The organism is Flavobacterium johnsoniae, from assembly GCF_001879205.1.
In the GTDB taxonomy this organism is placed as follows: Bacteria; Bacteroidota; Bacteroidia; order Flavobacteriales; family Flavobacteriaceae; genus Flavobacterium; species Flavobacterium johnsoniae_A.
The window spans coordinates 243898-266605 of record NZ_MLFK01000013.1 but is presented as its reverse complement, the minus strand read 5'-3'; the positions used below and the strand labels follow the sequence as shown (position 1 = coordinate 266605).

Here is a 22708-nt window from a genome sequence, read left to right as displayed (position 1 = left end):
TGTTTTAGAATGAATTAAAAATAAAATAACCACTAGATTTTTGTGAAAAATAGTGGTTACTAGTATTTTATTATTTAATTATCCCTGCACAGGCTGCGCGACCGCCGGCATTTCCGGTTGGCTGCGTTGTAAAATCATCAGTTCCCTGGTGAACAATTAAACCTTTGTTTAGTATATTTTTAGTTTCATCATCACACCCTATGCACCATTCGTCAGTGGTTAGAGTGATAGATCCGTTGCCTTTTGCATCAGCTGTAAAGTTTCCAATATCACCTTTATGATATTCTCCAACTCCCCATTTTCCATGTTTTTTGAAAGTAGGGTTCCAGTGTCCGCCGGCTGAACTTCCATCTGCAGCGCTGCAATCTGCTTTTTCGTGAATATGTATTGCGTGAACTCCCGGCTCTAATCCTGTCATTTTTGCTGTAAAAGTAACTTTACCATTTTTTTCAGTAAAAGTTGCAGTTCCGCCTACTTTGCTATTGCTTTTTGGCTCAAGTGCTACAGTTAGAGTTTTTGCATCATTTGATTTTGTATTGGTCTTACAGCCAATTATTAAGGCTGTAATTATAGCGAAAGATACAATCAGTTTTTTCATAGTATATGGGCATTTAATTAATTATTAAGTAAATTTAACATAAAATAACGGAATACTTTAACTCTAAAAGTTAAAAAAAAGTCAAACTATTCGTTATAATTTAATCTCGATTGAGCACAAAACCCAAAAATATTGCTTAAATTCGTAAAGGTTTCAACGAACATTTTCTGAAATTAAAATTTTCTAATTCGTTCATATTTAATACTTAAAGTTATGATGAAAAAGATTTTAACCCTTGTTTTCTTGAGTTCGGTTTTACTTTCCTGCAATATTTTTAAATGCAAAAAAACGGATGCTGCTTCTAAACTCAGCGGTACCTGGGAGCTCAACTATATTACCGGACCCAGAATTGCTTTTGACGGCTTATACCCAAATAAAAAACCAACGATAACTTTTAATACTAAAGATAATCAGGTTTCTGGAAATAACAGTTGTAATACTTATACAGGAAAATTGGTGGTTAACGGCAATAAAATTGATTTTACGCAGCCAATGGCTGTTACCAAGATGATGTGTATGGACGGGCATCAAGGCGAACAGACTTATATGAGTACGCTTCAAAAAATTACGTCTTACGATATTACCGATGATGGTAAAACACTGAATTTAATTTCGGGAGATATTGCGATGATGAGATTTACCAAAAAGTAGGCTTACTGCTTTTTGAAAGCAATTAAAAAGGGATACGATGAAAACTAAATTATCCGTTTTATTTTTATTATTTGGCTTTTTGAATTTTTCTGTTTTGGCTCAGGAAAAAACTAAAAAAGAATTAAAAGCCGAACGTGATGTACAAAAGCAAAAACAAATCGAAGTCCTAATCGATTCTAATAATTTTGTTTTCGAGGCTCAAAGAGTTACGCCTCAGGGTGGCCGACTAATAAATCTCGATTATAATACTTATTTTTTGAAATTTAATATGGAGAAAACAACTTGTGATCTTCCTTTTTTCGGAAGAGGTTACAATGTGGGGTATGGAACCGACGGAGGAATTAAATTTGAAGGGATACCTCAAAATATAAAAGTAGAGAAAAACAAAAAGAACTACACGCTGAAAGCTACTGTTAAAGGAAAGAATGATGTTTATGATTTAATGTTTACGATTTTTTTTGATGGAGGAACGTCACTTTCAGTTAATAGTAATAATCGCGCCCCTATATTTTATGATGGAGTCATCAGTGCTCCAAAAGCAGCAGCAGATAAAAAATAAAACTGCTTTTATATTTTTTATTGCACCCTCACTTTTTTGAATTAATATAATTTAGAATGCATAATTATTTAGGAACAAATTAAAAATCGAAACTATGAAAAAATTAAGTCTTATTTTTATTATGGCCATTGCCTCGTTTTCATCTTATGCACAATCTTCATTTAAGGAAGATGTAGATGTTTTACAAAGTATTTACGGAAAATCAAAAAGCGATTTAGTAAAACAGTATATGAATTTATCTGATACCCAATCAGCTGCTTTTACTAAAGTATATGATGAGTATGAAACGAAACGTAAAGCACTTGGCCAAACCAAATTTCAGCTAATTAATGATTACGCAGCCAATTATGAAACCCTAACAGACGCAAAAGCAGATGAGTTAGCAAAAGGAACTCTGAAAAATCATATCGATTACGAAAAATTATATTCTAAAACTTACGGGCAGGCAAAAAAAGCCATAGGAGCTATAAATGCGGCTAAATTTGTTCAATTAGAAGTTTACTTGCAAACTATAATTAGAGCCGAAATTCTGGAATCAATTCCGTTTATTGGGGAATTAGATAAATCAAAAGTTCAATAGATTTTTTTCTTATAAAATAAAAACGGCAGTTACTTCAAAGAAATAACTGCCGTTTTTATTGTGTGTTTTTTTGCTTATTTAGCGGTTTTTACTTCGTAAATAGCGTTTACCATTCCGTTACGTGTACTGTCTAAAGGAAGTTCCCAGAACATAATACCGCCTAGCTTTTTTTCTTTTACATATTCCGTTTTTGCTTTTATAGATTTAAGATCATCTGATGTTGCAAAAGTTTTAGTCTGTGCATTGTACCAATATGGTGCTTTTGCTTTATCATCCCAAAAATATTTCCAGCCGTTTGCTTCAGTATATGTTGTGGCAAAATTTTTAAAGTCAACGCCCTGAACGTGCTCACCTGCCTGATAAAGACCATTATTGATGTTTTCTACATTTTTCCATGTTCTGGTATAAAAAGCACCTCCAATTATTAATTTTTCAGCAGGAATTCCCTGGTTCAACAAAAACGTCACCGCTCTGTCTGTTGATTCTTCATTTGGATTTGTACTGTACAAAGGAGTATGATGTCCTGTTACCTGCGAATATCCGTTAACTAAATCGTAACTCATAATGTTGATACGATTTACCAATGGCGCTACAGCATGCCAGTCTATAGATTCATCCAGATATTTTTGAAACCCGCCAGCAGCAAAACTCAACTCGTATTTTTTGCCTAAAGTAGAACGTAATATTTTGATTAATTCCGTAAAGTTAGGTTTGTCAGCCGGCTGATATAAATGGCCAGGAAGTCCTTCAATTGCAGGATATTCCCAATCTAAATCTAAACCGTCAACTTTAAAATAGTTACTTACTTCTTTTACTGATTTTGCAAATTTCAATCGTCCCTCAGCGGTTGAAAATGCATTTGAACACGGTTCGCAGCCACCCCAGCCGCCAAGTGATAAAATAATTTTTAGTTGTGGATTTTTAGCTTTTAAAGAAACTAAATGTTTAATCGTAATAGAATCTTTTGCAGAATCTACGCTTAGTTTTCCATCTTTTAAATGGCAGAAACTAAAAATAATCTGATTTAATTTATTCACTTCGTATTCGTCAATTAATTTAGAATCACCAGTATAATAAGCGATAATGTCGAATTTTTTATTTTTCTGCGCAAAAGTAGTTGTGGATAAAATGCAGCAAAATAAAAGTGTAATTAGGCTAATTTGTTTCATTTTTTGTTTTTTGAAGTTTTAGAATGCTAAATATAAAGCAATACATTTAATATTTAACTATTCGATGACTGTTGAAAACTCAATTTTAACGAATATTTTGCAAATCGTTGCAAAAATATTGCGACTCATTGTGGTTTGTTTTAAAGCTCTTTTAAAAAAAAAGGCCGCCAATTACAAGATTAAAATGATTAAGATGTGCAAGAATGCTGAAATATGCAACAAAACAAAAAAATAAACCCGCACAGTTTCGGATTTGTGCGGGTTTAAACAAATTAAAAGCTAAAAACTATTTTTGTATTAGAAGCAGTACGAATTTTCTGCAACTAATTTAGAGGCAATTGTTTCTCTTAGTGCCACAACATTTGGCAGGTTGGTGTATTTTGTAAAACGTTTTAATCCCATTAACATCATACGTTGTTCGTCTCCTTCAGAGAAAGAAGCAATTCCTTCTTTTCCTCTTAAGTTTACGATATCTACAGCTTTGTATAAGTATAATTTTGCCATTGCAATTTGCTCTTGTACTTTTGCTTCTCCTTCTTTTTTGGCTAATTTTTCAGTTCTTAAAATAGTACTTTCTGCCATGTAGATTTCGATTAAGATATCGGCCGCAGCCATTAATAATTGTTGATGAGAATCTAAATCCGGGCCATATTTTTGAACAGCACTTCCGGCAACCATTAAAAATACTTTTTTCAGGTTGGCAACGATTACTTTCTCTTCTGCAAATAATTCAGAGAAATCCGGTGTGTCAAAAGATGGAATTCCCATTAATTCTTCCTGAACTTTCATTGCAGGACCTAATAAATCAACGTGGCCTTTCATCGCTTTTTTGATCAGCATACCTACAGAAAGCATTCTGTTGATTTCGTTTGTTCCTTCGTAGATACGCGCGATACGCGCGTCTCTCCAGGCACTTTCCATTGGTGTATCTTCAGAGAATCCCATTCCTCCAAAAACCTGAATTCCTTCATCAGAACAGTTTTGAACGTCTTCAGAAACAGCAACTTTCAAGATAGAGCACTCGATAGCATATTCTTCAACACCTTTCAATTCAGCTTCCTGATGAGAAGTTCCTTCCGCCTCACGAGCAGCGATTCTGTCTTCGATGTCTTTTGCAGCACGGTAAGAAGCACTTTCTCCAGCGTATGCACTTGTAGCCATTTCAGCTAATTTAGAACGGATAGCTCCAAATGATGAAATAGAAGTATTAAACTGAATTCTTTCGTTAGCATATTTTACAGCTCCAGAGGTAACTCTTCTTTGAGCATCCAAACATGCAGCAGCTAGTTTAATACGACCAACATTTAAAGCATTCATTGCAATTTTGAAACCGTTTCCTCTTTCAGATAACATGTTTTCAACCGGAACTTTTGTTTCGTTGAAGAAAACCTGACGAGTAGAAGAAGCACGGATTCCTAACTTATGCTCTTCTTCATTCATAGAAATTCCGTTTGACGGATCGTTTTCTACGATGAAACCTGTAATGTTTTTATCGTCTCCAATACGAGCAAAAACAATGAATAAGCTGCAGAAACCTGCATTCGAAATCCACATTTTTTGCCCTGTAATTAAATAATGAGTTCCGTCGTCAGATAAAACAGCTTTTGTTTTTCCTGAGTTGGCATCAGATCCTGCACCTGGTTCAGTTAAGCAGTAAGCTCCAAACCATTCTCCAGAAGCCAATTTCGGAACGTATTTTTTCTTTTGTTCTTCAGTCCCGTAAAGTGTAATTGGCATAGTTCCAATTCCGGTATGCGCACCAAAAGCAGTTGAGAAAGAACCAGTTGCTCCAGAAATGTAGTCACAAACCAACATTGTAGAAACAAATCCCATTCCTAATCCGCCGTATTCTTCAGGAACCGCAACTCCAAGAAGTCCCAATTCACCAGCTTTACGCATAGAAGCTTCTGTATACGCATAATCTTTTTTCTCAAAACGATCTTTATGCGCCCATAATTCTTTGTCTACGAACTCTTTTACAGAGTCACGCATCATTAACTGCTCTTCCGAGAAATCTTCTGGAGTAAAGATGTCTTCGCACTTTGTTTCTTTAACTAGGAATTGACCTCCTCTTGTTTTGTCGCTCATGACTTTTTTGTTTTTAGATTGATAAGATGAAAGAGGCAAGAAGCAAGATCTTAATTTAACTTGCTTATGAATCCTGTTGTCATCTTTTGAAATTCAATTATTTTGTTTTCTAATTTTTCTGTTTTTTCTTTTGTTAAGTAGTTGTTTTGACAAGCTATTAACAATTGTGTTTGTAATTCAAATGACGAACCTAAACTGATATTCAAATAATGTTGAAAATGTTTATTGCCTCTGTTTGACCCCTCAGCAATATTTGAAGGCATTGAAACAGAACATCGATTCATTTGATTTGCCAAACTATAAATTTCTGATTTTGGAAAAGTGGCGGTTAGCTTATAGATTTCATTTGTAATTTCCATAGCTAAAATCCAAATTTTCAAATTCTTAAAATTGTGTCTCATGTTTTTTCGAGGCAAGATAAGAAGAAAAATTAAAAGTAAGTTTTTTACTACTTTTATAAGCGTTTATTTTCAGAATATTATCATTCCAAAAATCAAGTCTTGCTTCTTGCTTCTTGCTTCTTTCCTCTTAAAAACTACAACACTTCGTAAATCCCTGCAGAACCTTGCCCAGTTCCCACGCACATACTTACGATTCCGTATTTATTACCTCTGCGTTTCATTTCATCAAATAACTGAACAGAAAGTTTAGCTCCTGTACATCCCAGAGGGTGACCTAAAGCGATAGCTCCTCCGTTTACGTTTACGATATCAGGATTTAAACCTAGCTCGCGAATTACAGCCAAAGACTGAGAAGCAAAAGCTTCGTTTAATTCAACCAAGTCAATATCTTTTAATTCTAAACCAGCTTGTTTCAGTGCTTTCGGAATTGCTTTTACAGGACCGATACCCATAATTCTTGGTTCAACACCAGAAGAAGCAAAGTTTACCAAACGTGCAATTGGCTCAAGGTTTAATTCTTTAACCATGTCTTCGCTCATAATAAGAACGAAAGCTGCACCGTCACTCATTTGAGAAGAGTTACCAGCAGTTACACTTCCGTCAGCGGCAAAAACTGGTTTTAAACCTGATAAAGCTGCGATAGAAGTTCCGGCTCTTGGTCCTTCGTCTTGTTTTACAACGTAAGATTTGGTTTCTTTTTTACCATTTTCATTGATAAAAGTCTGCTCAACAGTAATTGGAACGATTTGTTTGTCGAATTTTCCTTCTGCCTGAGCTTTCAATGCTTTCATGTGAGAGTTGTAAGCAAACTCATCCTGATCTTCTCTTGAAATTTTATATTGGTTGGCAACCGCTTCGGCAGTTAAACCCATTCCCCAATAGTAATCTTCGTGACCTGCAGCGGCAACTTTATAATCCGGAGTTGGTTTGTAACCTCCCATCGGAATAAAACTCATGCTTTCTGCACCACCGGCAATGATACAATCTGCCATTCCTGATTGTATTTTAGCAGTCGCCATTCCGATAGTTTCCAGTCCAGATGCGCAATAACGGTTTACCGTAACTCCAGGAACGTCTTCCACTTTTAATCCCATAAGAGAAATTAAACGTCCAACGTTCAAACCTTGTTCTGCTTCCGGCATGGCATTTCCTACCATAACGTCGTCAATGCGTTTTTTATCAAAATTAGGCAGTTCGTCCATCATAAACTGAATGGTTTCTGCAGCTAATTCATCAGGTCTTTTAAATCTAAAAACACCTTTTGGAGCTTTTCCAACTGCTGTTCTGTATGCTTTTACTATATATGCTGTTTTCATTTGTTTTTGTTTTTTAAAGATTTATAGAAGCAAGAGCCAAGAGAAAAGACAAAACTTTATTTTTAAAATCTTGCTTCTTGCATCTTTCTTCTACTTTTCTAATTACGAAGCGGTTTTCCTTTAGTTAACATATATTGAATTCTCTCTAATGTCTTACGTTCTGTACATAGACTCAAGAAAGCTTCACGTTCGATATCTAATAAATATTGTTCAGAAACTAAAGTTGCTTCAGATAAATCACCACCAGCCATTACATAAGCCAGTTTGTTAGCGATTTTCTTGTCGTGTTCAGAAATGTATTTTCCAGCTTCCATTTGATCCGTTCCAACTAAGAACATACCAAGAGCTTGTTTTCCTAAAACCTTAATATCATTTCTTCTGATTGGCTGTGTATAACCTGCTTCTGCTAGTAACAATGCATGTTTTTTAGCTTCAGCAATCTGACGATCTTTGTTTACTACAATAACGTCTTTTCCATGCTGTAAAAGTCCAGTATCAAAAGCTTCGTAACCAGAAGTCGATACTTTTGCCATTGCGATTGTCAAGAAATATTCCTGAAGAACATTCAGCTCCACATCGTTTTTGCGGAATAAATCTGAAGCTCTTAAAGTCATTTCTTTAGAACCTCCACCACCTGGAATAACACCAACACCAAACTCAACTAATCCCATATAAGTTTCAGCAGCTGCAACCACTTTATCAGCGTGTAAACTCATTTCGCATCCACCGCCAAAAGTCATTCCGTGAGGCGCTACTACAACTGGAATAGAAGAATAACGAACGCGCATCATCGTGTCCTGGAACAATTTGATAGCCATGTTCAATTCGTCATATTCCTGCTCAACTGCCATCATGAAAATCATTCCGATATTAGCCCCAACAGAGAAATTCGCTGCCTGATTTCCAATAACTAAACCTTGATATTCTTTTTCAGATAAGTCGATTGCTTTATTGATGGCTTGTAGAACGTCGCCGCCAATTGTATTCATTTTAGATTGGAATTCTAAGTTCAAAATTCCGTCACCTAAATCCTGAATGATTGCACCGCTGTTGCTCCAAACTTTTTTGCTTTCGCGAATGTTGTTTAGAATAATAAATGAATCTTGTCCAGGAACTTTTACTTGTGATTTTGTTGGAATGTTATAGAAATAAGTAGCCCCTTCTTTTACAGAGTAAAAACTTTCGCTTCCAGAAGCCAGCATTTCAGTAACCCATGCAGCTGGTTCTAAACCTTCAGCTTTCATGATTTCAATTCCTTTGGCAACACCAATTGCATCCCAAATTTCGAACGGGCCATTTTCCCATCCAAAACCAGCTTTCATAGCATCGTCAATTTTGTATAATTCGTCTGAGATTTCAGGAATCCTGTTTGATACATAAGCAAACATTCCAGCGAAACTCTTACGGTAGAATTCTCCCGCTTTGTCTGTTCCTTTTACTAAAACTTTAAAACGATTGATTGGTTTATCGATAGTTTTAGTTAGTTCTAACGTAGCAAAATTTGCTTTTTTGGCAGCGCGGTATTCTAATGTATCTAAGTCTAAAGAAAGAATATCTTTATCTACTTTTTTATAAAAACCTTGTCCGGTTTTGCTTCCCAGCCAATTGTTTTCCATCATTTTATTGATAAAATCAGGAAGTTTAAACAATTCATGCTGTTCGTCTGTTGGACAGTTTTCATAAATACCGTTGGCAACGTGAACCAAAGTATCCAATCCAACAACGTCAACCGTACGGAAAGTAGCCGATTTTGGACGGCCAATTACAGGGCCCGTCAATTTATCAACTTCTTCAATCGTTAATCCCATTTCTTTTACTAAATGGAATAAACTCTGGATTCCGTAAATACCAATTCTGTTTCCAATAAATGCCGGAGTATCTTTTGCAACAACCGAAGTTTTTCCTAAGAATTTAGATCCGTATTCGTTTAAGAAATCCAATACTTGTGTTGAAGTTTTCGGACCAGGAATAATTTCAAATAATTTTAAGTAACGCGCAGGGTTAAAAAAGTGGGTTCCGCAGAAGTGTTTTTGGAAATCTTCGCTTCTTCCTTCACTCATAAAGTGAATTGGAATACCAGAAGTATTAGAAGTAACCAAAGTTCCCGGCGTACGGAATTTCTCGATTTGTTCAAAAACTAATTTCTTGATATCTAAACGTTCCACTACAACTTCGATAATCCAGTCAACATTGGCAATTTTTGCCATATCATCAGTTGTATTTCCAGTTGTGATTCGGCTAGCGAATTTTTGGCTGTAAACAGGAGAGGGTTTCGATTTTAATGAATTCGCCAAATGTTCGTTTACCACACGGTTGCGAACGGCTTTACTTTCAAGTGTTAATCCTTTTTTAGCTTCAGCTTCTGTCAGTTCGCGGGGTACAATGTCAAGAAGTAAAACTTCAACACCAATGTTAGCAAAATGACTGGCTATTCCTGAACCCATAATTCCGGATCCAATTACAGCAACTTTTTTAATTGTGCGTTTCATATTTGTAAAATTTGTTTTTTGGGTAGAATTTGAATTTTCTCTTAAAAAAGATTATTCATTTTCTTTGTTTTCTGTGTGATTGAATATGTTTTTGTCCTGAATTAATTCGTTTATAATTTCAGAAACTTCGATAAAATGTTTTAGTTTTTCATCTGAAACATGCTTTCTAATAGTTTCATTAAATTTCAGAACCGTATTTTTAGATAATTCTCTCTTTTCTTTTCCAAAATCAGTCAGGTAGATCAAAACTCCCCGGCCGTCACTTGGATTTTTTTTGCGAACAATCAAACCTTTATCTTCCATAGATTTTAATGTTCTGGTCAGGCTTGTAGCTTCCATACCCATTCTCGGTCCTAAGGCCGTCGACGGAGTTCCATCTTCTTTGTCCATACTTAAAAGAGCAAATCCTGTTGCCATTGTGGCATCGTATTTAGCAGCTTCTTCATTGTACATTCTTGAAACAGCCTGCCATGTAGCTCTCAAAATATAATCTATCGTTTTGTCTTTCATAGGTAACTATATCGATTTCAAATATAATTAAAAAATACTATGCATGCATATGATTTTTTAATAAATTTTTGGTTAGTTAAAAAATCCCACTGATTTATAGTGGTTTGGTGGTTTATTTATAGTGAAATATACTATTCTTTTTTTAGATTTTAACATTTTAAGTATTGAAAAAATCTCTTTTTGGTTTTTAAATAGGTTTTAATTCTGTATTATTTAAAAAATTATGCATTTATTTCAGTTGAATTTTCAGATTCGTAGCGCAAAATTGCTTCCCGAAGAATCTTTTTCATACGATTTCTCAGACTTTCGGGCCTTAAGATTTCCAAACAGCTTCCAAAACCCAATAGGACCCTTTCCATTTCATAATTTGGAATTACATATAAATGCACGATAATACTTCCGTCCTCATTTTCTTTGATTAATCGCTGAGAGGCATGCAGTGGTTTTGTTAGGACATAAGGCGCATTTGAAGCATTAACCCATAATTCAATTCGTCTTGCTTTTAATCCGGAATTTACCGTAACGCCAATTACATCTTTATAATAGACATCCGCATCAAAATCTTCTTCTAAATACGGCAAATTGAAATCGTAATCAATGGAAATAATTCTATCCAAAGCCAAATTGGTAATAGGCTGTGACGCTTTTTTCTTTCCGATTAGAAACCAGCGATTGTTGAATTCCTTTAATATAAAAGGATGAAAATGAAATTTTGTTTCTTCTCTGGATTTAAAAGATTTATAAGTAATAATTAGCACCATTTTTTTGATAATCGCCTGATAGATTTCGTCCAGATAATGAAGCCCTTTTAGATTCTCATTTTTATCCAGATAAATTACAGGTTTGGTATGTGATTTTTCGGAGTAGATTTTATCCTCTAAACGCTGTAAAATATCCGATACATCATTAAAAAGAGAAAAATCTTTGAATTGTTTTAACATGGAAACAGTTTCCGTTAAAACATTCATATCGGTTTCCGTCAGCGGAATATCGGTTATCGAGAAATCTTCATCTTCATATTTATAATACTTTTTATCGTAAACCACGATCGGCGCGTTGTAACCCAGTTTTTCGCTTCGCATAAGCTGAATATCCATCTGAATAGTTCGCTTGCTGATTGGGTTTTCACGGCCTTCGTATTCAAATAAAGCTTCAGAACAGCATTCAATTAAATCTTCTAAAGTCCATTGCCTGTATCTATTCTGCAGGCATTTGTCAATGGTTTTGTACCGGATTAATGCGTTTTTGTTTTGTGACATTGTTCTTTGTGTTTTTGCTCGCAAAGTCACAAGGTTGCAAAGTTTTTATTTTTTAAGCCACAGATTAAAAGGATTAAAATGATTTTAAAAAAAATCCGCTCAATCTGCGAGAAAAAAGACTTTGCGCCTTCGCGTCTTTGTGAGATTATTTTTTACCTTCTAAAATTCTTATCTCTTTCTCAATATTAATTCTCGCTTTCTCTTCATACAAACTCCTGAATTCATCGGTGTGAAAAATAAATTCATTCTCTAAAAAATGTTTCAACGCTTTGGCGCGCCCGGGTTTGTATAGAAAATCAGGATAAATACGATATTCTTTTCTGATCTGTTCAAAATAGATTTTATAGTCGTTCCAATCTTTCGCAAGGATTTTCAAATCAAAATCGATTAACCAATTGATATCTTCAATTTCATTCTGTTGATGCTGTTGCGTGGCACAGATTGCATCAAAAACTAATTGTTTATTTAAATTGACATTTTCAGGTAAAATCGACAAAGCGTATTGGGCACTTTTGAGTTCGTTGTCTTTTTTTGAAGCCGAATAAACAAAATCATGATAAAAAATAGAAAATAATATTTCATTCGGATTTTGAAGCCGATTGGAATAGGTTTCAAAGCTTTCTATCATTTCTTTTAAATGAGTGAGATTATGATAATGCCGTGATTTCTTGGAATAGGCGCTTTCTAAATTCAGCCAGTTTTCCTGAATATCATTTGCTGAAAAGCCAATATTCAAGAGTAATTCAGAATAGATTTGGGTTAAATTCATATATTTTTTTTATTTAATCAGATCAAAGCTCCAGCGGAGCGTAATATTTATAGCAATTTATAGGATAGGATCAAAAGCTCCATGGGAGCGACACTTCGGCTTTCATATTTTATCAATAAATATGTCACCCCGCTGGGGCTCTTCAAACACATCGAAAAAATAGCTATAAATATGTCGTCCCTCTGGGATTTACGCGCTTTTTTTAATTAATATTTACCCAAATTTAAAATTCTTTTTTTACTGCGCAAAATAATTGCGTAGTGGCTTTGAAATCTTTGCTCAAGAAATAAAACAAATACTATTTCTTAAAATGAAAAACAAAATTTTACTACGCAAAATAACTGCGTACTAGTTTTAAAATCTTTGTTCAGAAATAAAAACAAACGTTCATAGAAATAAAAAAAAAGAATAAAACAGGTCAAGTTTGAGTTACTTCGAAACACTTTCCAACGTACACACTTACACCATTACCTTTTTATTCTACTATTATATGGGGACAGTAGCTCAGCGGTAGAGCAGGTAGTTTTGAAATTATCCTTAAAAGGTCAATCAAAACTTACTTCGTACACTTTTAATGTCCGGGTCGTGGGTTCGAATCCCACCTGTTCCACAATTAATGGTCAATTAAAACTTACTTCTTAGGTTCGAATCCTAACTTCCGAAAGGAAGTTGCTGGTTATTAAGTTTTAAAATCATCATTAATAAAAAATGAGGGTCAAGATTAACTTACTTCTTAGGGAAACCCATCTGGTAAAACAGTTCATCCATTACACTCCAATTTCAGGTCAAGTGTTTCTTACTTCAAACTCTTTTAGGTAGAACTCAGAAACGCAATTATCTAAATTTTAAAAATTAAAAAAAATGAAAACAAAAGAATTATTAAAAATCAGTTTACGCCAAAATGCCATTTTCATTCCATCAGAAATGATTTCGAATGATATTAAAAATTTATCTGGAACAACATCAGTTTTATTAGCCAATGTTTCAAAACTTGGATTTACATTTTCTGAATCTTTATTGCACGCTTTAAATAATGTAAACCCAAATTATAAAGTAGAAGTTTTAGAAGTGCTGAGAGAAGTTTTAGGGACAGATAAAAACTGGACGCCATTGGTGAAAGAATGGAATATCCCAACAGGAGAATCTGTTGTAGATCATATTCTAACTTATTTCTGGAATGTTTTAGGTGTGAAAAATGGAACGACTTTACAATGCGGACATATTATCCCGGATAATACTTTTCCATTAGAAAGATACAACGGCTGCCCGTTCTGCGGAACTCCGTTTGAATTTGGAAAAATCGAAAACTTCGGACAAGGAAGCAAATTGAAAGTGCTTGAATTGTGGACAGAAAAAGATTTAAATGATTTCTATATCTCATTATTGCAATCTAAAACCGCTTTAGACGCTACTCAGGTAGATAGTTTAAAAATGGCGATGCAAAATTTGCCTTTGCCAAAAGTTGATGTTGCAATGAAGGAAACTTTAATGTTAGTGATCGATCTTTTGATTGAAAACGGTAAAGAAGCCGAAGCATCTCAATTTTTAAAAACGCCAACTGATATCTTAAGATATTTATGGTATAAAAATACTGGAATGCTGCAGATTATCGAACCAAAAACGATTATAAAAAGAACAGCTAAAAACGGTCAGCATTTTCATAATTCTTTAGATACAAGTGCGCAGGCGAGAATTGCATCTGCAAAAGATCTGAAACTTAAATATTCAAGAAAAGAATGTTTAATGGTGGCAAACTGGTTGAATAATATGGATATGGATGTTGAGACCATGTGCGAAATCATGCATCCAAAACGTGGAATGTGGGTTCGTTTTATCCGAGCGCTTCGTTTGGCAGAATACAGCAAAAGAAAAGGATTCGTGAAATTGAATTTTTTAATGGATGTATTTTACAACCAAGTGTATGATGTTTGGCAAAGCAAAGTAGATTCGTCAAGATTGAAATTTGATGCCGATAAAACATTTGCCTTATTGAAACAACGTCCGGGATTGTTTGCACGTTCGTTATTTTCGAATATGTTATGGTTTGGTGCAGAAGAAACTGTGGCACATTTTGAAGAAATCATCGATAAAGTTCCGGCTCGATTGGTGTTTACATTAAATATGTATGCTCAAAATTATTTTGATAAAAACATGCAAAGAAGTGTGAAACCTTTGGGCGGAACAAACAAAAGAATCGAACCAAATGGTTTATTGAAATTGTATGATGATGTTCAGTTGGAAGCAATGAAAAACCAAATCGAAGAATTGTGTCTTTTGGCCATGAAAAAACGATTTGCAAAAATGGCGAACACAAACAAGACAATGTATATCGATCCGCAATTGTTTAATATTCCGGTTTCTATAGGAGATCGAAGTGAAACTGTTCAGGATTTGCCGGTTGCATTAATGGGAACACGTTTCCCAGTTGAAGGAAACGAAGTGCGATTGTTTATGCAATGGGGTAAGGATTTGCCGGCACAGCATTTAGATATGGATTTGAGCTGTCATATCGCATACGAAAACAGTTCAGATATTTGTTCTTTCAGCCGATTAACCACAACAGGTTGCCAGCATAGCGGTGATATTAGAAGCATTCCGAATAAAATTGGAACGGCCGAATATATCAACATCAACATCGATGAATTGGCGAAAGCCAAAGCTAAATTTGTAACTTTTACCTGCAACGCATACAGCAACGGAAGTATAACGCCAAATTTAATTGTTGGCTGGATGAACAGCAAACATCCGATGAAAATTTCGGAGAAAACGGGAGTTGCATACGATCCGTCGTGTGTAGATCATCAGGTTCGTGTGACTCAGAATGTTGCCAAAGGTTTGGTTTTTGGAGTGTTGGATGTAGACAAAAGAGAAATCGTTTGGTTAGAGATGACATTTGGAGGGCAAGTCGTTCAAGGTTTGGATTTTAAAGGAGTTCAGGCGTTATTGGCAAAACTAAGCAGCAAATTGAACATAGGTAGTTTGTTACAACTCAAAGCAGAAGCTCAAGGTTTAATAATCACCGAAGATCAAAATGCCGATGAGGTTTATACAGCGCAATGGGCAATGAATCCAGCGGTTGTTACACAGTTATTGGTAGATTAAAAACAGAAACCGCGGATTCTTAATTGAGTTCGTGGTTTTTATTTAAAAAATGATTACAATCAAAGATCTTAAATATAAAATAGAAAAGAGGTTTCAAAAAATACAACTTTACAATGATATTTGCGGATATCAAGTACAGCCTAATACTAAATTTTTAAAAGGAATTAGCAGGAAAGAAATCGATGAATTACAAATATTGTTTGGATTTGATTTTCCTTGGGAATATAAAGAAATGCTTTTAATTCTTGGAAGCTTGGATACTTTAGAAATTTCAATTGATCCGGATGGAGAAGAAGAGATAAAATTTGATAATTTTTTTTACCAGTATCCAAGAGATATTGAGAAATCAAAATGGTTGGTAGAAGATATCAATAAATTTAAATTTTATGCTGAAGAAGCTTTAATTGAAGCTGGATTTGATGTTTCTAAAATTGTGGGTTACATACCAATTTATAGCCATAGAGTGCTTGTCGTTTTTGAAAATAAATATCTCTCCCCAGTTATTTCAGTATGGGGTAGTGATATCATTGTATATGGAAATAACATAAAGGAATATTTAAAAAATGATTTTTTACAAGTTTAATTTGTATACGCAAAATAATTGCGCAGTACTAAACAACCTTTGTACTATCAAAATAAAACAAGTAATGAAAACACAAATAAACGGTACAGATATATTAGAATTAGGATTCCCGGAAGGAAAAATAATCGGGATTGCCTTAAAAATAAACAGCAAAAGAAACGGATTTACAAGAGACGAAATGATCGCTAATTTCAAAAACGTCTTAGAAACTCCGGAGAATTATATAGACGATAAAATCTTCAGCAAACTGGCAATCGCTTTGATCGAAAAAGCAAATGAAAAACCGGAAGATTTTATTGCTTTAAACCAAAATCCGAATGCGTATTCGGCTTACGGATTAGAGGGAATCGAAGACGGAGCCAGAAAACAAATGGAAGTTGCCATGAAATTACCGGTTACGGTGGCAGGAGCTTTAATGCCGGACGCGCACCAAGGCTACGGATTGCCGATTGGCGGAGTTTTAGCGACCAAAAATGCCATTATTCCTTATGGAGTTGGGGTTGATATTGGTTGTAGAATGGCGTTGTCAGTTTATGATATTGCAGAAGATTTTTACTTTGAAAACGAAGCCAAATTCAAAAAAGAATTAATTGCGAATTCGATTTTTGGAGCCGGACACGGCTTTCACGGACAACATAAAGCAGATCACGCGGTTTTAGAAAACGATGCTTTTAATATGACTCCGTTTGTGAAGAATTTAAAAGATAAAGCCTGGTCGCAATTAGGATCTTCGGGTGGTGGAAATCATTTTGTCGAATTCGGAATCATGGAATTTACGAAAGACGATGCGGTTTTGAATATCCCAAAAGGGAAATATGTCGCTTTGTTAACGCATTCAGGTTCACGCGGAATGGGTGCCACAATCGCTGGACATTATACAAAAATCGCCAAAGACGTTTGTAAACTTCCGGATGTGGCTAAAAACTTAGCCTATCTGGATATGAACTCACAATTGGGGCAGGAATACTGGATGGCGATGAATTTGGCGGGTGATTACGCTTCGGCTTGTCACGAGATTATTCATAACAAAATGGAACACGCCTTAGGAGCAACGATTTTAGCCAAAGTCGAAAACCACCATAATTTTGCGTGGAAAGAAATCTGGAATGGCGAAGAAGTTATTGTGCATAGAAAAGGAGCAACTCCAGCCGGAAAAGGCGTTATGGGAATCATTCCGGGAAGTATGACTGCGCCGGGATTTTTGGTGAGAGGAAAAGGCGAGGAGAACGCCATAAATTCGGCTTCACACGGAGCAGGACGACAAATGAGCCGAACACAAGCCATAAAAAATATTACCAAAACCGAGATGAAATCTATCCTGCAAGATCATGGCGTTACGCTTATCGGTGCAGGTCTGGACGAAGCGCCAATGGCCTATAAAGATATCAACCAAGTGATGAAAGCACAACAGGATTTAGTTGATGTTGTGGCGAAGTTTACGCCGAAGTTGGTGAGAATGGCGGATGATGGTAGCCGTGAGGATTGATTTTAGTTTTCAGTCGCGGTCTCAGTTTTCAGTGTTGCGACTCATTTTTAGTGTTCAGTCGCGGTCGCAGTTTTCAGCGTAGAGGCGCACTGCAGTGGGTCTAACACTTTGTACTGATTTTAACCTCAAAGGACGCAATCCCGAAGCCTCGGGATACGCAAGGTTCGCAAAGGTTTTTCCGCACCATATGTCATTTCGATCCCGAAGCCTCGGGATCGAAATGATAAACGTTGTGTTAAAAAACTTAGCGTCCTAGTGCCTTAGTGGCAAAAAAATAAATAATAATAAAGGTTTCAAGAGAGTAAAAAGCCTTAGCACCTTAGCCTCTCAGAACCTTAGCAACTTTAAAAAAAAATGAAACATTACATAGATATCGGAATTAATTTAACAAATAAACAATTCCAAAACGACATAGACGATGTCGTACAAGACGCGATCGACGCCGACGTATCGCAGATGATACTCACAGGCACAAGCGTGCGCAACAGCGAAGCTTCATTAGAAATCGCAAAACAATATCCGGGAATATTATATTCGACTGCCGGAATTCATCCGCATGATGCGAAGAGTTTTGATGAAAAAAGCATTTCACGACTGCGGAATTTATTAAAACAGAAACAAGTCGTTTCGGTTGGAGAATGCGGACTCGATTTTGATCGTGATTTTTCGCCCAGAAAGAAACAGGAAGAATGTTATAAAGCCCAATTAGAATTGGCAATCGAAGTCCAGAAACCTTTGTTTTTGCACGAAAGAGCCGCTTTTGACAGCTTTATGAATATCACCAAAGACTATTTACCGCAATTGCCAAAAGCCGTTGTGCATTGTTTTACCGGAACGCTGCAGGAAGCCAAAACCTATCTCGATAACGGATTTTATCTGGGTTTTACGGGAGCGATTTCTGATGCCAAACGTTTCAGTCATTTAAAAGAAGTGATTCAATACGTACCGCTCGACCGAATGATGATTGAAACCGATGCGCCGTTTATGCTTCCTAAAAATGTCCCGAAGACCCTTTTAAAAAAATACCACGAACGCCGTTGCGAACCTGCTTTTCTGCCTTTTGTTGCCGGGACAATTGCACAGTTTAAAGGAATTACTTTAGATAAAGTGGCAGAAGAAACGACTCGAAATTCTAAAAGCTTTTTTGGGATTTAGTGTTTTTGCTGCGAAGACACAAAGGCACAAACTTTTAAAAAAAACTTAGCGACCTAGTGCCTTAGTGGCAAAAAATGTTGGCTTTTAAATCAGGTATATTTACTGAGTTTAAAGGCTTTTTGTTTATTTATATTTGAAATCAATCATGAAAGAAAAAATACTTCAAAAATTAAAAGAAATAGAAATACAAAAAAATGTAGAAATACTTTTTGCTGTAGAATCAGGAAGTCGTGCCTGGGGATTTGCTTCTCCAGACAGTGATTATGATATCCGTTTTATATACAAACACAAACTTGAATATTATTTATCACTTTGGGAAAAGCCAGACGTAATAGAATTCATGACCGAAGACGATCTTGATGGTTCTGGTTGGGACTTACGGAAATCCGTAAGGTTGTTAGCAAAATCTAATGCACCTTTGATCGAGTGGTTGTTTTCGCCAATAGTATATTTTCAAAATGATGATTTTGTAAAACAAATGCAGGACTTAGCCGTAGAATGTTTTTCGCCCATATCGGTTTTGCATCATTATTTAGGAACGACAAAGAATTTCATGGAAGTATGCGAAATGGAAGAAGTCAAACTAAAAAGTTATTTCTATGCTTTACGCACCGCTTTATGCGGAAAATGGATTATAGAAAATAATACTTTTCCGCCTGTTGCATTTGCTGATTTATTACCAATCGCACCAGAAAATATACAAGATACAATAATAGAATTACAAGAAATAAAAGCCAACCATGACGAAAAATACCTGCATCCAAAAGAAACTTTAATAACTGATTTTTTATTGGAAACGATAAAATTTAATCAAGAAAATGCGAGTAAGTTGAGAAGTAGGAAGAAGTTGAGTGAGGAGCTGGATTTGTTTTTCAGGAAGATGATAAAATAAAAGATTATGAAAAATATTTATGATTTAATTATAGAGGATTCTGAAAAATTTAAAGATTATTTTTTAAATGATGAAGATCATCCTTTAAGATATTTTCCAAAATTCAATTCAATAAATATAATTGTTGGTGCTAATAATTGTGGAAAAAGTAGATTTATGAGACAATTGATGTCTCTAAATTCATATGATGGAATTAATGATTTATTGTTAATAAGAGAACTTATTGATGAGTATAATTTATACGTTGAAATGTTTAATATAGATAAAATACAAACCTTTATAGATAAGTATTCTAGAAATATCGCAGGAGGAACTATATTGGATCAAAAAGCTGTTAAAATTCAAAAAAATAGACTTATTAAGTTAAAAGAAGGAGATTTTAAGAATATTATTTCTGTAATCAATGGGAACAAAAAAAAACTAGATGAAATGTTAGGTTATTCTGGCATGCAAGATGATTTTTTGAAAGATTATTCTAAAATTGAAGATACATATAGTAAAGAATTTAAACCTAAAAAATATTACATACCAACTTTAAGAACAGCCCACTCGTTATTTCAGATAATAAAACATGGTTCAGAAAAGAAATTAGATGTACCAGGTACAAATGATTATGAGAAGATTGAAAAAGATATATTTCTTCATACTTACCTACAAAATTACAGAATAGACAAGAGTGTCCAAATTTTTACAGGACTTCATTTATATAGAGATATATTGAATTCAAGAAATTCAGAAAAAAGTATAAGAATACAGTTTGAAAATTTTGAAAAATTTTTAAGTGTCAATTTTTTTGATAGTAAACAAATTGATATTGTAGCGAAATTCGATAAAAATGATAATGAGAAAGGAATTAATGAATCAGAACTGATTCTTATACATGTTGAAGGGGAAAAAGAAACTAGAAAATTATATGATTTAGGTGACGGTGTTCAGGCTTTAATTGTACTGATGTATAAAATTTTTATGTCGGAACCTGAATCATTTATTTTTATTGATGAGCCAGAACTTAATTTGCATCCTGGAATGCAAAGATTATTTCTAGAACAAATAACATCTAATAAAGATTTAATTAATAAAAAGCTTAAATATATAATTAGTACACATTCAAATCATTTTTTAGATTTAACAATTGAAAAAGAAGATGTTTCCATTTATTTGTTTTCTCAAAGAAAGAATGAATTAAATGATAAACAGTTTATTGTAAAAAATGTAAACAGAGGAGATAACTCTTTACTTAAGGATTTAGGAGTAAATAATTCTTCGGTATTCATGGCTAATTGTAGTATTTGGGTTGAAGGAATATCTGATAGAAATTACTTAAAGGCATTTTTAAAATCATACTGTGATTCAATTGGAAAATCTTATCCAAAAGAAGATATCGATTTTGCATTTTTTGAATATGCAGGATCAAACATCGATCATTATATTTTTGAAGATGAAGTAGAAAAAGAAGATGTAGAAATTGTTTTAAAGGATATAAAAGCTTTAGCAATAAGTAATCGGATATTTCTTTTAGCAGACTGTGATGCATCTAAACAAAGTAGTAAGAAAGGCATTAGATTAAAAGAATTAGAAGATGCAAAAACAGATAATTTTATTCCTAAAATTGTTTGGAATATAAGAGAGGTAGAAAATCTTTTGACCAATGAAATGTGGAAAGAAATTCTTATTGAGCTTTGTAATAAAACCCTAGTTAAGTCACATGAAGCTGAAATTTTATTAAAAATTGATAAGGCTTTGTCTGAAGTTAATTATTCAGATTTCGCAAAAAAATATGTTGGAGAATTTCTTGAAGAAATAAGAAAAAAAATGGGAAAGATTTCTTCAAGGTTTATACTTAATCGATCTGCTTATGAAGTAAAGTCAGAGGAATCATTTGGAACAATAATTAATAAACGAGAATTAAGCGAGTTAGTTTTTAATAAAAATTTTTCTTGGGAAATCTTATCTAGAAATAACGAGATTGAACAATTAACAATCGAGATTTACAATTTCATCACACAAAAACAATGACCATCCAAGACTTAAAATCCCAAAATCTGATCCTTTTCGAAGTTATTTCAGGAAGTAAATCTTTTGGGTTAAATGCACCAACATCAGACACCGATATAAAGGGCGTTTATTATCTTCCGAAAGACAAATTCTTTGGGTTAGATTATATACCTCAAGTGGCGAATGAAACCAATGATGAGGTGTATTATGAAATTGGGCGTTTTGTAGAATTGCTGCTTAAAAATAATCCTAATATTTTAGAGATTTTGGCTTCGCCGGAAGATTATATTTTATACAAACATCCGTTGATGGATAATTTGAAGATAGAAGATTTTCTGTCCAAATTATGCAAAGATTCTTTTGCTGGTTATGCCGTAACGCAAATCAAAAAGGCAAGAGGTTTAAATAAGAAAATTGTAAATCCGTTACCAAAAGAAAAGAAAAGTCTTCTAGATTTTTGTTATGTTCTGAAAGGTTATGAAACTGTTTCGGCCAATACTTTTTTAGAAGAAAACAATTTGAATCAAGAGCAATGCGGTTTGGTGAATTTATCTAATTCAAAAGGTATGTTTGCTTTGTTTTACGATGAAAATAAAACCCTAGGTTACAAAGGAATTATTCAAAAAGAAAACTCTAATGAAGTTTCTGTTTCTTCGATTCCGAAAAACGAAAAGCTAATTGGTTATTTATCCTGCAATCAAGACGGATATTCTAAATATTGTAAAGAATACACAGAATATTGGAGTTGGATCGATAAACGAAACGAAGATCGTTATAATACGAATCAGCAACATGGTAAAAATTACGACAGCAAAAATATGATGCACACCATTCGTCTTTTGCAAACTGCAGAAAAAATTCTGTCAACAGGAAAATTAAATATCAGAGTTCCAAACCGTGATGAATTACTCGATATAAAAGCTGGAAATAAAGAATATGATGATTTACTACAAATGGCAGATGATTTAATCGATTCAATCGAAAATCATTATCAAACATCTACGTTGCCTGAAAAGCCAGATGAGGGAAAAGCAATTCAAACTCTAATAAAAATTAGAGAAGAATTGTATAATTCCAAGTAGGGCAAAAATCTAACTTTAAAAAAT

The 22708-nt window shown here is 34.3% G+C and carries 19 protein-coding genes and 1 tRNA gene; 11 read left to right on the top strand and 9 right to left on the bottom strand.

Annotated elements, in window-relative coordinates:
• Positions 1–70: 70 nt before the first annotated feature.
• The gene (locus tag BKM63_RS23165) at positions 71–598 is read right to left on the bottom strand and encodes a superoxide dismutase family protein (RefSeq protein WP_071638942.1); all 528 of its coding nucleotides are present in this window, start codon (positions 596–598) and stop codon (positions 71–73) included.
• A gap of 213 nt (positions 599–811) precedes the next feature.
• On the opposite strand from BKM63_RS23165, the gene BKM63_RS23160 reads away from it, so the two are divergent.
• The 3 genes from BKM63_RS23160 to BKM63_RS23150 all read left to right on the top strand — a co-directional run bounded on the left by BKM63_RS23160 (position 812) and on the right by BKM63_RS23150 (position 2388).
• Positions 812–1249 (top strand): META domain-containing protein, encoded by a 438-nt coding sequence (locus tag BKM63_RS23160; protein ID WP_071638941.1) that lies wholly within the window; start codon positions 812–814, stop codon positions 1247–1249.
• Between the two features lie 37 nt (positions 1250–1286).
• On the top strand, positions 1287–1808 hold the full coding sequence (locus tag BKM63_RS23155; protein ID WP_071638940.1) for a DUF4251 domain-containing protein: 522 nt from the start codon (positions 1287–1289) through the stop codon (positions 1806–1808).
• Positions 1809–1902: 94 nt separating this feature from the next.
• Positions 1903–2388, top strand: a complete 486-nt coding sequence (locus BKM63_RS23150; RefSeq protein WP_071638939.1) for a hypothetical protein — start codon at positions 1903–1905, stop codon at positions 2386–2388.
• 74 nt (positions 2389–2462) lie between these two features.
• Here BKM63_RS23150 and BKM63_RS23145 read toward each other — a convergent pair whose 3' ends face one another.
• From BKM63_RS23145 to BKM63_RS23110, 8 genes are all read right to left on the bottom strand, one after another.
• Complete coding sequence (locus BKM63_RS23145) at positions 2463–3557, bottom strand: glycoside hydrolase family 18 protein (protein WP_071638938.1); 1095 nt, start codon at positions 3555–3557, stop codon at positions 2463–2465.
• A 297-nt stretch (positions 3558–3854) separates the two neighbouring features.
• Positions 3855–5645, bottom strand: a complete 1791-nt coding sequence (locus tag BKM63_RS23140; protein ID WP_071638937.1) for an acyl-CoA dehydrogenase family protein — start codon at positions 5643–5645, stop codon at positions 3855–3857.
• 50 nt (positions 5646–5695) lie between these two features.
• On the bottom strand, positions 5696–6046 hold the full coding sequence (locus BKM63_RS23135) for a four helix bundle protein (RefSeq protein WP_071638936.1): 351 nt from the start codon (positions 6044–6046) through the stop codon (positions 5696–5698).
• A gap of 134 nt (positions 6047–6180) precedes the next feature.
• Positions 6181–7362, bottom strand: a complete 1182-nt coding sequence (locus BKM63_RS23130) for a thiolase family protein (protein WP_071638935.1) — start codon at positions 7360–7362, stop codon at positions 6181–6183.
• Between the two features lie 98 nt (positions 7363–7460).
• The gene (locus BKM63_RS23125; protein WP_071638934.1) at positions 7461–9851 is read right to left on the bottom strand and encodes a 3-hydroxyacyl-CoA dehydrogenase/enoyl-CoA hydratase family protein; all 2391 of its coding nucleotides are present in this window, start codon (positions 9849–9851) and stop codon (positions 7461–7463) included.
• 51 nt (positions 9852–9902) lie between these two features.
• Positions 9903–10361 (bottom strand): MarR family winged helix-turn-helix transcriptional regulator, encoded by a 459-nt coding sequence (locus BKM63_RS23120; protein WP_071638933.1) that lies wholly within the window; start codon positions 10359–10361, stop codon positions 9903–9905.
• A 221-nt stretch (positions 10362–10582) separates the two neighbouring features.
• Entirely contained in the window at positions 10583–11620 is a 1038-nt protein-coding gene (locus BKM63_RS23115; RefSeq protein ID WP_071638932.1) for a helix-turn-helix transcriptional regulator, read from the bottom strand.
• Positions 11621–11765: 145 nt separating this feature from the next.
• A complete protein-coding gene (locus BKM63_RS23110) occupies positions 11766–12389 on the bottom strand; it encodes an HD domain-containing protein (RefSeq protein ID WP_071638931.1) in 624 nt (207 codons plus the stop codon).
• 493 nt (positions 12390–12882) lie between these two features.
• On the opposite strand from BKM63_RS23110, the gene BKM63_RS23750 reads away from it, so the two are divergent.
• From BKM63_RS23750 to BKM63_RS23075, 8 genes are all read left to right on the top strand, one after another.
• Positions 12883–12999: transfer RNA gene (locus tag BKM63_RS23750), tRNA-OTHER, on the top strand.
• A gap of 251 nt (positions 13000–13250) precedes the next feature.
• Positions 13251–15491, top strand: coding sequence for a hypothetical protein (locus tag BKM63_RS23105; RefSeq protein ID WP_071638930.1), 2241 nt, complete (start codon positions 13251–13253; stop codon positions 15489–15491).
• 49 nt (positions 15492–15540) lie between these two features.
• The gene (locus BKM63_RS23100; protein WP_071638929.1) at positions 15541–16074 is read left to right on the top strand and encodes a hypothetical protein; all 534 of its coding nucleotides are present in this window, start codon (positions 15541–15543) and stop codon (positions 16072–16074) included.
• Positions 16075–16138: 64 nt separating this feature from the next.
• Positions 16139–17560, top strand: a complete 1422-nt coding sequence (locus tag BKM63_RS23095; protein ID WP_071638928.1) for an RtcB family protein — start codon at positions 16139–16141, stop codon at positions 17558–17560.
• A 354-nt stretch (positions 17561–17914) separates the two neighbouring features.
• Positions 17915–18715, top strand: a complete 801-nt coding sequence (locus BKM63_RS23090; RefSeq protein ID WP_071638927.1) for a TatD family hydrolase — start codon at positions 17915–17917, stop codon at positions 18713–18715.
• A gap of 145 nt (positions 18716–18860) precedes the next feature.
• The gene (locus tag BKM63_RS23085; RefSeq protein WP_071638926.1) at positions 18861–19607 is read left to right on the top strand and encodes a nucleotidyltransferase domain-containing protein; all 747 of its coding nucleotides are present in this window, start codon (positions 18861–18863) and stop codon (positions 19605–19607) included.
• A 6-nt stretch (positions 19608–19613) separates the two neighbouring features.
• The gene (locus BKM63_RS23080; RefSeq protein ID WP_071638925.1) at positions 19614–21623 is read left to right on the top strand and encodes an AAA family ATPase; all 2010 of its coding nucleotides are present in this window, start codon (positions 19614–19616) and stop codon (positions 21621–21623) included.
• Positions 21620–22684, top strand: coding sequence for a DNA polymerase beta superfamily protein (locus BKM63_RS23075; protein WP_071638924.1), 1065 nt, complete (start codon positions 21620–21622; stop codon positions 22682–22684). Before BKM63_RS23080 ends, BKM63_RS23075 begins: the two co-directional genes overlap by 4 nt.
• The last annotated feature ends 24 nt before the right edge of the window (positions 22685–22708 follow it).

Bases quoted from the DNA above. Each gene is read 5' to 3' on its own strand.
- BKM63_RS23095 (WP_071638928.1), top strand. From the start codon at position 16,139: ATGAAAACACAAATAAACGGTACAGATATATTAGAATTAGGATTCCCG.
- BKM63_RS23120 (WP_071638933.1), bottom strand. From the start codon at position 10,361: ATGAAAGACAAAACGATAGATTATATTTTGAGAGCTACATGGCAGGCT.
- BKM63_RS23155 (WP_071638940.1), top strand. From the start codon at position 1,287: ATGAAAACTAAATTATCCGTTTTATTTTTATTATTTGGCTTTTTGAAT.
- BKM63_RS23105 (WP_071638930.1), top strand. From the start codon at position 13,251: ATGAAAACAAAAGAATTATTAAAAATCAGTTTACGCCAAAATGCCATT.
- BKM63_RS23160 (WP_071638941.1), top strand. From the start codon at position 812: ATGATGAAAAAGATTTTAACCCTTGTTTTCTTGAGTTCGGTTTTACTT.
- BKM63_RS23145 (WP_071638938.1), bottom strand. From the start codon at position 3,557: ATGAAACAAATTAGCCTAATTACACTTTTATTTTGCTGCATTTTATCC.
- BKM63_RS23100 (WP_071638929.1), top strand. From the start codon at position 15,541: ATGATTACAATCAAAGATCTTAAATATAAAATAGAAAAGAGGTTTCAA.
- BKM63_RS23140 (WP_071638937.1), bottom strand. From the start codon at position 5,645: ATGAGCGACAAAACAAGAGGAGGTCAATTCCTAGTTAAAGAAACAAAG.
- BKM63_RS23130 (WP_071638935.1), bottom strand. From the start codon at position 7,362: ATGAAAACAGCATATATAGTAAAAGCATACAGAACAGCAGTTGGAAAA.
- BKM63_RS23080 (WP_071638925.1), top strand. From the start codon at position 19,614: ATGAAAAATATTTATGATTTAATTATAGAGGATTCTGAAAAATTTAAA.
- BKM63_RS23075 (WP_071638924.1), top strand. From the start codon at position 21,620: ATGACCATCCAAGACTTAAAATCCCAAAATCTGATCCTTTTCGAAGTT.
- BKM63_RS23150 (WP_071638939.1), top strand. From the start codon at position 1,903: ATGAAAAAATTAAGTCTTATTTTTATTATGGCCATTGCCTCGTTTTCA.
- BKM63_RS23135 (WP_071638936.1), bottom strand. From the start codon at position 6,046: ATGAGACACAATTTTAAGAATTTGAAAATTTGGATTTTAGCTATGGAA.
- BKM63_RS23125 (WP_071638934.1), bottom strand. From the start codon at position 9,851: ATGAAACGCACAATTAAAAAAGTTGCTGTAATTGGATCCGGAATTATG.
- BKM63_RS23165 (WP_071638942.1), bottom strand. From the start codon at position 598: ATGAAAAAACTGATTGTATCTTTCGCTATAATTACAGCCTTAATAATT.
- BKM63_RS23115 (WP_071638932.1), bottom strand. From the start codon at position 11,620: ATGTCACAAAACAAAAACGCATTAATCCGGTACAAAACCATTGACAAA.
- BKM63_RS23085 (WP_071638926.1), top strand. From the start codon at position 18,861: ATGAAAGAAAAAATACTTCAAAAATTAAAAGAAATAGAAATACAAAAA.
- BKM63_RS23110 (WP_071638931.1), bottom strand. From the start codon at position 12,389: ATGAATTTAACCCAAATCTATTCTGAATTACTCTTGAATATTGGCTTT.
- BKM63_RS23090 (WP_071638927.1), top strand. From the start codon at position 17,915: ATGAAACATTACATAGATATCGGAATTAATTTAACAAATAAACAATTC.